The sequence below is a fragment of the Paenibacillus sp. GQ49 genome, assembly GCF_059759055.1.
The window spans coordinates 106,271-120,691 of record NZ_JCAXEL010000001.1 but is presented as its reverse complement, the minus strand read 5'-3'; the positions used below and the strand labels follow the sequence as shown (position 1 = coordinate 120,691).

The following is a 14,421-nucleotide window of genomic DNA, read 5'->3' as shown; positions in this document are numbered from 1 at the left end:
ATGGCGGGCAAGATGCGTAAACATCATTTGTTTTGGCCGTTATGTATGCTTGGTTTACTTTTAATCTTTAATTTGCTGTACTCTCCGGATTTCTTCTCCCTCGTCATGCGTGAAGGGAATCTGTATGGCAGCTTGATTGATATTCTCAATTTTGGAGCGCCCTTAATTCTGGTATCGATCGGCATGACACTGGTGATTGCAACCGGAGGTATCGATTTGTCCGTGGGCTCTATTGTAGCGATCTCCGGTGCCGTGGCTTGTATGAGCATCAGCAGAGGAGTGGATCAGAGTTCGCTCTGGCTTGTGTTGGGTGCACTTGGATTATCTATAGGTCTCTCACTGATCTTGGGCATATGGAACGGGGCGCTGGTTTCGGTTGCCCGAATCCAGCCCATTATTGCAACGCTTATACTGATGGTAGCCGGACGTGGGATTGCGCAATTGATTACGAGTGGACAGATTATTACTGTATCCAACGCGAACTACGCCTATATCGGTGCAGGTTCGCTTGCAGCATTGCCTTTTTCCATCTTCATCGTATTAACTGTGCTGCTAGTTGCCTCATTGTTGACGAGAAAAACGGCACTGGGACTGTTTATCGAATCGGTTGGAAGTAACGCAAACGCGAGCCAACTGGCAGGTATTCGTTCAAAAACGGTTATTCTCACGGTATATGTCTTCTGTGGTCTGTGTGCCGGCATTGCCGGGCTTATTCTCAGCTCGAATGTATCCAGTGCGGATGGCAATAACGCAGGTCTGTGGTATGAACTTGATGCCATTCTTGCTGTAGTCATCGGGGGTACTTCGCTCAATGGTGGTCGTTTCTATCTAATGGGTACCGTCGTTGGAGCACTCATTATCCAAACCTTAACAACGACGATCTATATGATTGGAGTCCCGCCAGAAGTTACACTGGTTGTCAAAGCCTTTGTTGTACTGGCCGTTTGTTTGATTCAATCCGATTCATTCCGCAATTCCATGGTGATCCGTTGGAAAAAACGGAAGTTTCCAGCCGAACAGGGGGTTAACCGCCATGTTTCTTAATCGTAAGTATCTCCCGGTCTTTGTCACCTTCGGTTTGCTGGCCGTGATGTTTGCCATAGGCTCTTTCCGGTATACGGGGTTCTTTTCCACACAGGTACTGCTTAATCTTCTCATTGATAACGCATTTCTGATTATCACGGCAATTGGCATGACTTTTGTGATTGTATCGGGAGGAATCGACCTGTCGGTAGGATCTGTCATTGCGCTGACGACCATCATTAGCGCAAGTCTGGTCGAGAAGCAAGGATGGTCGCCTGCGATCGTCATACCTATGGTGCTTGTCATGGGTGCGTTGTTTGGCACAGTCATGGGGGCGATCATCCACTATTTTAAAATTCAGCCTTTCATCGTGACACTGGCAGGCATGTTTTTGGCGCGGGGGCTGTGTTATGTCATCAGTCTCGACACCATTACCATTACGAATCCATTTTACACACAGGTTGCGCAGGCGAAGATTTCCCTGCCAGGGGGCAGCTTTGTCTCCATTAATGTGATTATTGCTCTGGTCATTGTACTACTCGCGATCTACCTGGCACATTACACCCGGTTTGGGCGCAACGTTTACGCCATCGGCGGAAGCGAGCAATCCGCGTTGCTCATGGGACTGCCGGTTGCACGTACCAAAATCCTGGTGTACACGTTCAGCGGTTTGTGTTCCGCGCTTGCCGGTGTTGTCTTTACCTTCTATATGTTATCCGGTTATGGATTACACGCCATGGGTCTTGAACTCGATACCATTGCCGCTGTTGTAATAGGAGGCACCTTGTTAACAGGTGGTGTAGGATATGTGGCGGGAACCTTTATTGGTGTATTGATCCAGGGGGCTATCCAAACTATAATTAGCTTCGAAGGTACGCTCAGCTCATGGTGGACCAAGATTGTGATTGGCCTGATGCTGTTTGTTTTTATTTTGTTCCAGCGACTTCTTAGCGGGCGGCGAGTATCCTCAAAATCATTGCATTAAGTTGATCGAATTAAATGAAATATGGAGATGGGGGATGCGTGAGTGAGAAGACATGTGAACGGGTTGTGTTTGTTCATTCTACTGCTGCTTGTTGGCTGCACAACCCCTGAGTCTAAATCTGTTCCTCCTCCCATCTCGTCTAACAACTTAGAAACTCTTCCCTCCGTTGAGGAATGGATGGAATCAGCGGTAGCAAGGGATACCTCTACGAAACCGATTGTCTTGGGTTTTTCACAACTGGGCAGAGAGAGTGCCTGGCGTCTGGCAAACTCCACGTCTATTCGGAATGCTGCGGCTGAATCGGGAATCTCCCTTGTCATAAAAAATGCAGAGCAGTCTCAGACGAAACAGTTCGAGGCTGTTCGGTCGTTCATCAGGCAAAAGGTGGATGTCATTGCCATTGCACCGGTCGTGGAATCGGGCTGGGATGGTATTCTTCAGGAGGCCAGGGATGCAGGTATACCCGTGATCATCGTAGACCGGTCAGTTGATGTCAAAGACACTTCACTTTTTGTGACAACGATTGGATCGGACTTTTATGAGGAAGGTGTGAAAGCCGGAAAGTACATTCAGGATCGGATGCGAAATCATCCGGGTTTGATACGGATTGCCGAACTGCAAGGCACGAGTGGTTCTACACCCTCTATCCAGCGTGGAGAGGGCTTTAGAAGCATTTTCGAAACCAGAGCAGATATCATCGTCTCACAAAGTGCTCCTGCCGATTTTACGGAGGACAATGGGAAACAAGTGATGAAAGAATTCCTTCAGGTCCCGGAAGATAAACGGCCGCAGGTTCTTTTTGCCCATAATGATGAAATGGCTTTTGGCGCCATACAAGCGATAGAAGAAGTTGGGCTGAAGCCGGGAGAAGACATTATCATTGTCTCGGTGGACGGCTCCCGCAAAGCACTTGAAATTCTGGCGAGTGGGCAAATCAACGCTGTGGTGGAATGTAACCCGCTGCTTGGTCCCCAGCTTATGCAGGCTACAAAAGAAATTATTGCAGGGCGTACACTCCCGAAGCGCATGGTGCCCCCGGAGGACATTTTTACACAGGAGAGTGCTAGACGGGAGATGTACAACAGGCGATTCTAGAATTCGTGAAAAAATAGAACATTTTGGATAAAATTCAATTTACTTTAAATAAACTTATCGTTTATACTGAACTCACCTTGAACTAAAAGCTCTTCTCTATGAGAAAGGACGTAGCGGATTACATACTTTTGAAAGCGCTTTTTTTCGAGGGGGGAGAGTTTGATAAAGAGAGGGAGTGTAGAAGGTAGTATGCTGTGAATATAATATGAGGAGGTAATTTTATGTTCAAAGTTAAGCTAGCAAAGGCGGTAATATCTCTCGCACTTTTCGGTACCTTGTTTTCTATTCCGGCGGTGCCCGATGCACGTGCTGCAGATGCAAGTTGTCCGAATGGTTATGTAGGTCTGACGTTTGATGATGGCCCATCTGGAAATACAACAAACATGCTTAACGCGTTGAAGCAGGCTGGCTTACGGGCAACGATGTTCAATGTTGGACAAAATGCACAAAATAATAAATCTCTGGTTTCTGCACAAGTAGCAGCTGGTATGTGGATTGGCAATCATTCCTATACACATCCAAACATGACTACATTGAACAGTTCTCAGATGTCGTCAGAGATTACTCGGACACAACAGACGATCCAGTCTATTACCGGAAGTTCACCTAAACTGTTCAGACCTCCTTATGGTGCGACAAATGCGACCTTGAAATCCGTTGTGAGCCAAAACGGTCTGAAGGAAGTACTGTGGAACGTAGATTCCCAAGACTGGAATGGTGCCAGCGTAGCCCAGATTGTAGCATCTGTGAACACGATGAAAAGTGGTGACGTCATTTTAATGCATGATCAGTACCAGACGACACTTCAGGCCATTCCGCAGATTGCACAAAATTTGAAGAATCGTGGCCTTTGCTCCGGTATGATCTCATCAACTACCGGTCGGGCAGTCGCACCCGATAATAGCACTACCAATCCCCCGAGTAACGGAACAAAAGTGGAAGCTGAGAACATGACCAAAGGTGGACAATACACCGGCAATATCAGTTCTCCTTTCAATGGTGTGGTCCTTTATGCCAACAATGATTTGGTTAAATACACTCAGAATTTTGCAACGAGCACTCATAATTTCTCACTTCGTGGAGCTTCAAACAATGCCAACATGGCTAGAGTTGATTTGAAGATTGGTGGACAGACGAAGGGAACCTTTTACTTTGGCGGAAGCGCTCCAGCGGTTTATACCCTGAATAATATCAGCCATGGGACGGGAAATCAGGTCATTGAGTTGGTTGTAACAGCCGATGACGGGACATGGGATATATATATCGATTACTTGGAAATACATTAACAAGCTTAGGTTGATTGAAAAATAATGCACTATAATGAAATCCCGTTGGGTTGACCCGATGGGATTTCATTATGTTTTTGGCCATTTTGTAACACAAAAGTGGAAGGAAAACATTTATAATGGATGAAATTGTATATGAGAAGAATTGTTTCTATTGAAAAATTTCATTGAATGGGAGTGAAATCATCAAATGATCATCATGATTAATGGAGCGTTTGGTTCGGGAAAAACTTCTGCAGCAGAAGCACTTCAACCTTTGATTGCAAACAGTATGATCTACGATCCTGAAGAAATAGGTTATATGCTCAGAAAACTTCTTCCGGAGAATTGTAGAGAGGAAAGGGAACGTACGGATGATTTTCAAGATATCGATCTATGGAAAATCCTAACCGTAAAGACGGCTAAAGAAGTAAAGCAGAAATACAACAAACACTTAATTATCCCCATGACCATCTATAAAGAGGAAAACTTTCATTACATTTACAACGGGTTAAAAGAGATCGATCAGGACATTTATCATTTTTGCCTTACGGCTAAAGAAGAGACAATTTATCATCGTTTGGCTAAACGCGGAGATGAATATGGAGGCTGGCAATATCAACAAGCACCAAAGTGTGTTGAAGCTTTCAAGGATGAACAATTTCAAACTCGCATTATTACCGATCATCTGGAGACCAGTGAAATCATCGAAATTATTTTGAAGAAAATGAACTGAAGAGGATGGATCGTACTTGACGACTGTGACTTTTGAAGAGGTAACCGAACAGCACCTCCCTGAAATTAGAGAGATTTATAACTATTATGTAATGAATACAACGATTTCGTTTCATACGGAGGAATTAGATCTTGATCAGATTAAATCCTCTGTGATGAACAAGGATACGCGGTATAAAACTTATGTAATTCTTGAAAACAATCAAATGATGGGTTATGTTCTGATCACCCAATATAAGAGTAAACAGGCATATGATATTTGTGGTGAAGTCACCATATATTTAAAGCCCAATATTTTGGGAAAAGGCTTGGGGAAACAAGCACTACATTTTATTGAGAAGATTGCAAAAGAACAAGGATTCCATACCTTAATTGCGACGATTTGCATGGAGAATACAAGAAGTAAATCATTATTTGAGAGAAATGGTTATGAACAATGTGCTCTGTTTAAAGAGATTGGATATAAATTCGATAGAAAACTGGATATTGGAAGTTTCCAAAAGATATTGTAAGGAGAATACGAAATGAGTAGAAACCTATATATTATATCTGGCCCCCCTGGAGTAGGGAAATCTACAACTTCCAAGCTGCTGGTTCAGACTTTAGATAAAAGTGCTTATATTTCAGGAGATGCGGTTAGTCACTTTCCGGTCAAAGGGCGAGGTAAACCCTGGCTTGATAAGGATACACATAACTTAACTTGGAAAAATATATCTAGTCTAGTGAAAAACTTGTTGGATTATAAATACGATGTAGTTCTGGACTATGTGGTCTTTCCGGAAGACGTTAGTGGATTGAAAACAGAATTAGCAGACTTTAATGTTAGCATAATCTATGTTGTATTAATGGTTGATCCTCAAACCATTATTCGTAGAGACCGTCTAAGAGCAGAAGAATATCAAATGAAAGAAAGAAGTATAATTCTGCTGGATGAGTTTGAAAATAATCTGGATTTGAAAGTAGATAACAAGCTCTATACTAATCATTTTACAGAAGAACAAATACCTGAGATAGTAAGTGAAATTATAAATAACGAGAAATATCGTTTGAAATAATTACATTTTATTATCTACGAATTGTAAAAATGATAAAAAGGTTTACATATGACAGATAAAATAATCCTTCCTTCACCACTTTGTATGCTTGATTATAAAAGAGACAGCGAGAAAGCTGTCTCTTTTATTCTCCTAAACAAATGTATGTGCAACTTTATACAAACCTATCGAATTTACTCTTCTTCATTTAGAAAAACAAAATCACTGTCAATAAGCCCCTGTAAATACTCATCAAAGCTGTTTGCAATCACTACGTATTCGTCAGGGTCGTGCAAAAAGCGAACAATTTGACCGCATACACCTTCATCAGTAGGGTTAAAATCAATATAAAGTCTTGATGTTCCACCATTGTTCATACAGTCTGAAAAATGAATGTATCTCCCTGGAAGAAGCCCCTCAGGATTGATCTTAGAGTCAACGGCATCCGCTTCATCTTCGTATTCTAAAAGATAAGAGACGTCTTCTTCTTTTTTTGAACTTTCGAGCATTTGTTGGGTAGACAGTAAATAATATGGATATCTACCTTCTTCAACATCTGAGCCAAGAATACAAACCGTAATTTTTTTTTCTCCGTACTTCCTCCAATATGTACCATCAATATTTTCAAGTAAACCGATTAGTGATTCTGGACAATTTGGATATTCTGATCTTAATGTAGTTATATCTTCTTTTGTAGCACCGCTCGCTGTATTTAGTTCCTCAAGTTCTTCAGTTGATAATGCTGCTCTCAATCCATTTAAAAATTTGTTTACCAAATCCATTATGTTGTCCTCCAATCACAAAATATAAAGCAAATATAAACAGATAAAGTCAAAATACTTCGTTGGTATGAAAACCCCTACCCCTTCAATATGTTCTGTATTCTAAGATCAGTTTATCATTTTTCTCTAGTTTATTGATACGTCTGGTGATGAAGGCGAATGGGATTAACTGCTAAGGTTAGATAGACCCTCCCATGCTTTCGTAGTACAATTATGTAAGTAATTGGAATGCTTAGTTTTATAGTAACGATATAGAGGAGCGGAATACATTGTCATTACATATGCTGCACGGCATTTTTAATAAATATGATAGGAGTTTTATGAGGTCTGCTCACTAGCTCAACAACCAGGATGTGAGTGAATGAAAATCTTCCATGATATTTGAATATTGATGAATACGATTACATTGTATGAGGGGGCAGATGATGATATATCGGAGAAAAACCTATATTATTGCGACTTCTTTTGTAGAAGAGTTTAACGCTCTATTTAATGATATTTTGTTGCCATCACAGTTGAAATACGGATCAAGACTTATTGGGAGATGGCACACGCCTATCGATAATGAAACCAGTGAAATTTTTGCGATGTGGGAATACGATACCTTTGAACAATATGAAGAAATCGAGAAAAGGATTAAATCAGATAGGGAACACGTAAAGCGAGTTCAAGAGCGATATGATCAGATCGGAAGACACAGGTATAAAGAAGTTTTTCGAGAAGAGATTAGACAAGAGTTTTTCACATCGACAGTAGATCGCAAACAAACGATTTTGAAGTGAATGCATAAGGAGCTGGAGAATGATGGAGACAGAAAGACTTATATTTCGGAAATATACCAAAAATGATTTCGATTTACTTTTTGAAATGACACGTGAGCCGAATATGATGAAATTTATAAGACATGGAGGACCCTGGACAAAGGAAGAAACCATGCAAAGTCTGGAAAAGTTCATCAACTGGAATAAAGATGATAAGGGCCTGTTCCTCGCATTCAATAAAGAGAGTAACAAGCTAATTGGAACCTCTGGACTGATTCCTCAAATTATTGAAGGCATTGATGAGCTTGAAGTTGGTTACTGGGTTGTAGAGCAACACTGGGGAATGGGTTACGGTTACGAACAAGCAAAAGCATGGAAAGAATACGGCATAGATCACTTGAAACAGAGACGATTGATATCGTTAATTCAACATGGCAATGTGGGTTCTATGAAAGTCGCACAAAAGAATGGCATGAAACACGAGAAGGATGTAGACATCATAGGGAAAAATGTAGCGGTTTACTCGATTGAGGTGAAGTGAATATGACTCCATTTCCTGAACTAGAAACCAAAAGATTGCTGCTAAGAGAGATTAAACAGAGTGATTCCCAAGATATATTTCGTATTTTTTCTTCAGATGAAGTAACCAGATTCTACGATGTAGAAAGTTTTACAAATATGAAACAAGCAGAAGAACTCATACAAAGATGGAATGAACGATTCGAAAATGGTCAGGTTATCCGCTGGGGGATTGCTTTGAAGTCGGATGGTAGAATTATTGGAACATGCGGATTTCATGGTTGGATGAAACAACATCATAAAGCTGCGATGGGATATGAGTTAGCACCGGAGTTTTGGCGGCAGGGTTACATGACCGAGGTCACTCAGAAAATCGTTGAATACGGATTTGAGAATCTTGAATTAAACAGGATTGAAGCCTTTGTAGAGCCGGAGAACGCGGGATCAAGAACGTTGCTTGAGAAAATTGGGTTCAGTGAAGAAGGCATATTGAAAGAAAACTATTATTGGAAAAATCGATTTGTTGATAATGTCATCTATGCATTTTTGAAGAAAGAATATGTATGAGAATACGAATTATTGGATCTTGCGGCAGTGGGAAATCAACATTAGCTAAACAATTGTCGGATAAATATGGCATTCCTTCCTATGAATTAGACAATCTCATATGGGACAGAAGCGCCGAAAATCTGAGATATCCTGAAAGTGTTAGGGATGACTCCATCCAATCTATTGTCAGTTCGGATGCCTGGATCATCGAAGGAGTACAGTACAAAGATTGGACTTTAGAATCCATACAAGAAGCAGATTTGATTTTTGTATTAAACCCAAATGTTTTCATCAGAGATTATCGAATTATAAAGAGGTTTGTACTTTCCAGAGTTGGTTTGTGACCGTGGAATTACAAGCAGTCATTCAAGAACTTATGCAAGATGATTGTGAAATGGAACCATCAATATAATATAGAAGAAGTTATATGTTCAATTAATAAAAACCATAAGACTGCAACAATCACGAAGAATAAAAAACAAGTGATACAGTTGATTGAACATCATTTGGAAGTGGTTGTAAGTGAGAGTGAAAAGAACGTTAGAATCAAACAAGGATTGTCGAAAGAGGAGATACAGTGGTGAATATAAAAATACAACCAGTCACACGAGAGAATTGGGAAGAAGCGCTGAAGATCTCTTTGTATGAACACCAAGCGTCATTAGTTCCATCCGTTGTTGAGGGGATCGCTTACGCCTATATAAAACCGTGGGATGAAGCATTTGATCCTTACGTACTTGAGATCGATGGGAAGGTATTTGGTTTCTTTTATCTGAGTTATACGCCAGATAGTACAGATAATTACTGGATTGGTGGTTTTCAAATCGATCAATCTTATCAAGGTAAAGGAATGGGAAAGCCCGCTTTAAGAGCCATTCTAGATTACATTACAAAACAGCATCCGTTGTGCAAGGTTATTTCATTAACGGTTGAACGTGATAACGAAATAGCACAGAATTTGTATAAGAGCATGTCCTTCATTAGTGAGAACAGAACCAATTCAGATGATGAAGTGATCTACAGGTTGGAAATAAAATGATAGACTCAATATCTCAGAGGGCAATATATCTTTGTTAACCAAAAGCGAGGATTGGTTGCGGTATTCACAACGATTATATCCGATGATAGCTTGTTACTGTTTATGGGAGAGATAACATGAGCCAATGGTTTGATCTAGATGAACTTGATGCAGAGTTAATTAAATTTGCAGTTATGATCGCTAAATACAATAATAAATTCATCATTATAAAAAATAGGAAAAGAGGAGGTTGGGAGATCCCAGGAGGCAACAAAGAAATAGGGGAAACCATTTTACACACGGCAAGTCGAGAACTCTACGAAGAGACAGGGGCAGTGCACTTCGAATTAATACCTTATGGTGTATATGAATGGAATGGGAGCTTTGGTATGGTTTCTTATGCTGAGGTTAAATTGCTGGAGAGCTTACCGGAGTCTGAAATCGATGAAATAAAGCTTGTGGATGTATTACCTGAAGGGATGAACTTCGGAGATATGTTTTATCGTTTCTCAGACAGATGGGATGGACTTGAGAACCATAAGCTTAAGACATACACTATCGAAATAAATCATTTGAATGAGTTACCTGAAATTAAAATAAGCTAGTTTTAGTTGGAGGAACTCTGTTTTGAAACTAAAGGAGATGAAAAGAACTAGTGAATAAGAATAAGGGACTCATCATGTCACTATTACTTTTATTGCTTTTAATTTTGTTATGGAATTCCTTTCGAACTTCAATTTTTGAAGCAGTTACAGTTCAAAAGATTAGTGAAAATGAAATGACTGTAATTAATTTTAATAATCTTGAAAGAACAATAGCCGTTCCAATGGATATGTCAAAACTAATTGAAGAGAACAAGGAATACACTATTTTGTACGATAAAAGGGTCTTTGATAAATACAGACTTCGATCTATAAAGCCATAGGATCTTAGAAATAACATGGGGAAGGAGAGATGGCAACGATCATGATAACGTATAGAACGTTGACCCTTGATGATGTGAATCAGCTGCAGGAAATAGATCGTTCGGAACATATTGATCTCATTTATGAAATGAGGGAGAACCGATTGGTTGAACTTGAACAAAATCATGAATGCTCAAACTGGGATGAGATGCTTTTGAAAGAGATTCAAAATCGATATGTGTACGAATTAGAACAAGGTGGCATGGCATATGGTGCGTTTGCTGACGATCAATTAATCGGATTTGGTGTGCTGGCACATCAATATAGAGGAAAAGAACGAAATCAATTACAAGTTGACTTGATGTATGTCTCACGCGGGTACAGAAGACAAGGTATTGGAAAACGTATTCTAAACGAGTTAGGTGAAGAGGCTAAGAAACGTGGTGCACAGTATCTGTATATCTCCTCCACAGAGACGAAATCAGCGGTATCCTTTTATAAAAGTCAGGGCAGTCAGATTGCAAGCGAGATTGATCAAGAACTTTATGACAAAGAGCCGAACGATATACATATGATAAAGGAGCTGGGCACATGACAACGGTTGGGATACTTGGCACCATTCATATGTATCGTTGGAGCCGATCACAATTACATATTCCAAGAAGAGCTGGTGAAAGAACCCGTTGAATTGTTGTACCCGTTACGATAAAGGAACCGTTGGTAGAATTACAAATGAAACTTATTATTTAAGGAGCATTACATGCGCAAAAAAATACGTAAAACACTCAAGTACAGCATATTCAGTATTATTTTAATAGTTATAGTAGCTCTGATATTTCCCACTTGGACACCGAAAATTAAAGGTGAAAACAGCATCAGCATGTTAGAGCAGGTCGAAATTAACGGTACAGGACATGAAGTCATGATCAGGGGTGTTGATCGGACTAACCCTATCCTGATTTTTGTGCATGGTGGGCCGGGATGCTCGGAGATTCCATACGTAAGGAAGTATCAGAAAGAGCTTGAGCAACACTTCACGGTGGTGCATTACGATCAACGTGGGAGTGGAAAGTCCTATCACTTTTTTGAAGATTACTCGAATCTCACAACAGATGTATTAGTAGATGATTTGTTAGAGTTAAGGGATTATGTATCTAAGGAGTTAGGTCAAGAGAAGGTTATATTAATCGGTCATTCATTTGGTACATACATCGGGATGAAAGCTGCGGCTAAAGCACCTGCTCAGTTTCACGCTTATATAGGGATTGGACAGATGGCTAATACACTTCAGAGCGAACTGGAAAGTTTGGAGTACACGTACGAGCAAGCGAAACAAGCCGGTAATGAAGATGATGTTAAAAAACTGGAGCTAATCCGCAGCTCGATCGAGCAAGGAAAGGAACTTACGCCTAGAATTTTGTTGCAAAAGTACGGTGGTGCAGCCAGACTCATCAACGAGAATAGAGATTATATTTCAGGGTTCCTTTTAAATCCCGAATATAATGGGCTGGATATGATTCGCTTTTATTCAGGGATGTTCAGTTCACAAGACATCTTACTGAGGGAAGCATTTGATCAAAATTTACCTGATATTGTTGATCATCTGGAGATTCCCACCTATTTTGTAACAGGTAAATATGATTATATGACCACTGCGAATGCAGCACGTGATTATTTTGACGTATTGGATGCACCGATCAAAGACTTCATTGTATTCAACGAGTCGGCGCATTACCCACAGTTTGAAGAGAAAGAAAAATTCGTAAAGTGGTTAAATGAGCTATTTTAATATGCATTGAGAGGAGCAAGATCATATTGTTAAATGAATTCATTGAGCTTGAAGAAGAGAGTGATGAGAGTTACCGGTGTTACACTCTGCAAAATACTGTGCAAATATTTAAACATTGCATACAGGATGAGGATTTAAATGACTTTCGAATATATGTGACCACTAATACACCGTTAGATTCAATTGTTCATAAAATAGAAGATTACATTAAGTGGTTTTCAACTTGTGAGACTGTCTTTCGAGATTATTATGAGAATGAACTTCAGGAAAAAGTACATCAGAATTGGTTTAATGAGATTAAAGTTTATCGTGTGGATATCACATTTAACAGTATAACCGACTACGGCGCAACAATATCTTGCGGAGATTATATCTTGCGCGATCACATCATGATTATTGATTTTGATAGAGAACAAATCCAAGCGATCCACTTAAACGGATAGATGGATTATTTTGTAGTAAATAGTCACAAAAAACAATAAAGATATCGCTTTATTTTCCATAAATGTGTTATTATGTTGGTGATAGACGACAAATTCATTTGTTTGATCGATAGGGAGAGGAGGCACGTATTCTCGAATCATTCAATCTGTATGGATAGATTAACTGCACTGCTTGTTAAAAATAATAGAATAAGCGGAGGTATGGTTATGTTCGAAAAATGGAAGAAATTTGGCATCAGCAGCTTGGCACTGGTATTAGTGGCTGCGGTAGCCTTTACGGGATGGAGCGCTAAAGCATCAGCAGCAGACGCTTCGCAAATAGTGTCTGAGATGGGTGCAGGATGGAATCTCGGCAATCAGCTGGAAGCAGCGGTGAACGGTACACCGAATGAGACAGCTTGGGGCAATCCTACGGTAACTCCAGAGTTAATCAAAAAGGTAAAAGCGGCAGGCTTCAAGTCCATTCGTATTCCCGTTTCCTATTTGAATAACATTGGAAGCGCTCCCAATTATACAATCAATGCGGCATGGCTGAATCGAATTCAGCAAGTCGTGGACTATGCGTACAATGAAGGTCTGTATGTGATCATCAATATTCATGGTGATGGGTATAATTCCGTACAGGGTGGATGGCTGCTCGTGAATGGTGGCAATCAGACTGCCATTAAGGAAAAATATAAGAAGGTGTGGCAGCAGATTGCCACCAAGTTTAGCAACTACAATGATCGTCTTATTTTCGAATCCATGAACGAAGTTTTTGATGGTAACTATGGCAATCCAAACTCGGCCTATTACGCCAATCTGAACGCGTACAATCAAATCTTCGTGGATACCGTTCGTCAGACTGGAGGTAACAACAATGCCAGATGGTTGCTGATTCCAGGCTGGAACACCAATATTGACTACACTGTTGGTAATTATGGCTTTGCTCTTCCAACAGATAATTACAGATCCTCAGCTATTCCTAGTTCGCAGAAGAGAATCATGATCTCGGCACACTATTACTCTCCGTGGGATTTTGCAGGTGAGGAAAACGGCAATATCACACAGTGGGGTGCAACTTCTACGAATCCTGCCAAGAAGTCTACTTGGGGACAAGAGGATTATCTTGAATCGCAGTTCAAGTCCATGTATGACAAATTTGTGACTCAGGGCTATCCTGTAGTGATTGGTGAGTTCGGTTCTATTGATAAAACGTCCTACGATTCCAGCAACAATGTATATCGTGCTGCTTATGCCAAAGCAGTTACAGCAAAAGCCAAGAAATACAAAATGGTTCCTGTTTATTGGGATAACGGGCATAACGGTCAACATGGATTCGCATTGTTTAACCGTTCAAACAAAACCGTGACGCAGCAAAATATCATTAATGCCATCATGCAAGGTATGCAATAAATTACTGTCTGGCTGTATCCGTGTAAACGGCGTGTTCCTGTAAAAGGGACATGCCGTTTTTTTGTGCTACCGGAGATGAAGATGAACAACATTTACCAATGCATTTTACATAAGCCACATACA

18 protein-coding genes are annotated in these 14,421 nt (G+C 40.3%); 17 read left to right on the top strand and 1 reads right to left on the bottom strand.

Going from position 1 to position 14,421, the window contains the following annotated elements:
- The 7 genes from AC6CIF_RS00565 to AC6CIF_RS00535 all read left to right on the top strand — a co-directional run bounded on the left by AC6CIF_RS00565 (window position 1) and on the right by AC6CIF_RS00535 (window position 6,158).
- The gene (locus AC6CIF_RS00565; protein ID WP_083657362.1) at window positions 1-1,044 is read left to right on the top strand and encodes an ABC transporter permease; all 1,044 of its coding nucleotides are present in this window, start codon (window positions 1-3) and stop codon (window positions 1,042-1,044) included.
- Complete coding sequence (yjfF, locus tag AC6CIF_RS00560; RefSeq protein WP_017689006.1) at window positions 1,034-2,008, top strand: galactofuranose ABC transporter, permease protein YjfF; 975 nt, start codon at window positions 1,034-1,036, stop codon at window positions 2,006-2,008. Before AC6CIF_RS00565 ends, yjfF begins: the two co-directional genes overlap by 11 nt.
- A 42-nt stretch (window positions 2,009-2,050) precedes the next feature.
- The gene (locus tag AC6CIF_RS00555) at window positions 2,051-3,103 is read left to right on the top strand and encodes an ABC transporter substrate-binding protein (RefSeq protein ID WP_498197318.1); all 1,053 of its coding nucleotides are present in this window, start codon (window positions 2,051-2,053) and stop codon (window positions 3,101-3,103) included.
- Between the two features lie 221 nt (window positions 3,104-3,324).
- Window positions 3,325-4,389 (top strand): polysaccharide deacetylase family protein, encoded by a 1,065-nt coding sequence (locus AC6CIF_RS00550; protein ID WP_498197316.1) that lies wholly within the window; start codon window positions 3,325-3,327, stop codon window positions 4,387-4,389.
- A 190-nt stretch (window positions 4,390-4,579) separates the two neighbouring features.
- Window positions 4,580-5,104 carry an AAA family ATPase gene (locus tag AC6CIF_RS00545; protein WP_498197315.1) on the top strand — a complete coding sequence of 175 codons (525 nt, stop codon included), beginning with the start codon at window positions 4,580-4,582 and terminating at the stop codon, window positions 5,102-5,104.
- A gap of 25 nt (window positions 5,105-5,129) precedes the next feature.
- Window positions 5,130-5,615: a GNAT family N-acetyltransferase gene (locus AC6CIF_RS00540; protein WP_498198164.1), complete on the top strand. Its 486-nt coding sequence runs from the start codon at window positions 5,130-5,132 to the stop codon at window positions 5,613-5,615.
- 12 nt (window positions 5,616-5,627) lie between these two features.
- Complete coding sequence (locus tag AC6CIF_RS00535) at window positions 5,628-6,158, top strand: AAA family ATPase (protein WP_498197313.1); 531 nt, start codon at window positions 5,628-5,630, stop codon at window positions 6,156-6,158.
- Between the two features lie 173 nt (window positions 6,159-6,331).
- On the opposite strand, the gene AC6CIF_RS00530 is transcribed toward AC6CIF_RS00535, so the two are convergent.
- Window positions 6,332-6,919: an SMI1/KNR4 family protein gene (locus AC6CIF_RS00530; RefSeq protein ID WP_498197311.1), complete on the bottom strand. Its 588-nt coding sequence runs from the start codon at window positions 6,917-6,919 to the stop codon at window positions 6,332-6,334.
- 422 nt (window positions 6,920-7,341) lie between these two features.
- On the opposite strand from AC6CIF_RS00530, the gene AC6CIF_RS00525 reads away from it, so the two are divergent.
- The 10 genes from AC6CIF_RS00525 to AC6CIF_RS00480 all read left to right on the top strand — a co-directional run bounded on the left by AC6CIF_RS00525 (window position 7,342) and on the right by AC6CIF_RS00480 (window position 14,298).
- Window positions 7,342-7,701, top strand: a complete 360-nt coding sequence (locus AC6CIF_RS00525; protein ID WP_498197309.1) for an NIPSNAP family protein — start codon at window positions 7,342-7,344, stop codon at window positions 7,699-7,701.
- A 19-nt stretch (window positions 7,702-7,720) separates the two neighbouring features.
- The gene (locus tag AC6CIF_RS00520; protein ID WP_498197307.1) at window positions 7,721-8,221 is read left to right on the top strand and encodes a GNAT family N-acetyltransferase; all 501 of its coding nucleotides are present in this window, start codon (window positions 7,721-7,723) and stop codon (window positions 8,219-8,221) included.
- 2 nt (window positions 8,222-8,223) lie between these two features.
- Entirely contained in the window at window positions 8,224-8,766 is a 543-nt protein-coding gene (locus AC6CIF_RS00515) for a GNAT family N-acetyltransferase (protein ID WP_498198162.1), read from the top strand.
- Window positions 8,763-9,092 (top strand): P-loop NTPase family protein, encoded by a 330-nt coding sequence (locus tag AC6CIF_RS00510; protein WP_498197305.1) that lies wholly within the window; start codon window positions 8,763-8,765, stop codon window positions 9,090-9,092. Before AC6CIF_RS00515 ends, AC6CIF_RS00510 begins: the two co-directional genes overlap by 4 nt.
- A gap of 236 nt (window positions 9,093-9,328) precedes the next feature.
- Window positions 9,329-9,787 carry a GNAT family N-acetyltransferase gene (locus AC6CIF_RS00505; RefSeq protein ID WP_498197303.1) on the top strand — a complete coding sequence of 153 codons (459 nt, stop codon included), beginning with the start codon at window positions 9,329-9,331 and terminating at the stop codon, window positions 9,785-9,787.
- Between the two features lie 116 nt (window positions 9,788-9,903).
- Window positions 9,904-10,371 (top strand): NUDIX domain-containing protein, encoded by a 468-nt coding sequence (locus tag AC6CIF_RS00500; protein WP_498197301.1) that lies wholly within the window; start codon window positions 9,904-9,906, stop codon window positions 10,369-10,371.
- Between the two features lie 361 nt (window positions 10,372-10,732).
- The gene (locus AC6CIF_RS00495; RefSeq protein ID WP_047842591.1) at window positions 10,733-11,266 is read left to right on the top strand and encodes a GNAT family N-acetyltransferase; all 534 of its coding nucleotides are present in this window, start codon (window positions 10,733-10,735) and stop codon (window positions 11,264-11,266) included.
- 165 nt (window positions 11,267-11,431) lie between these two features.
- The gene (locus AC6CIF_RS00490; protein ID WP_498197300.1) at window positions 11,432-12,460 is read left to right on the top strand and encodes an alpha/beta fold hydrolase; all 1,029 of its coding nucleotides are present in this window, start codon (window positions 11,432-11,434) and stop codon (window positions 12,458-12,460) included.
- A 26-nt stretch (window positions 12,461-12,486) separates the two neighbouring features.
- Entirely contained in the window at window positions 12,487-12,903 is a 417-nt protein-coding gene (locus AC6CIF_RS00485) for a hypothetical protein (RefSeq protein WP_498197299.1), read from the top strand.
- 207 nt (window positions 12,904-13,110) lie between these two features.
- Window positions 13,111-14,298 (top strand): glycoside hydrolase family 5 protein, encoded by a 1,188-nt coding sequence (locus AC6CIF_RS00480; protein ID WP_498197298.1) that lies wholly within the window; start codon window positions 13,111-13,113, stop codon window positions 14,296-14,298.
- Window positions 14,299-14,421 lie beyond the last annotated feature (123 nt).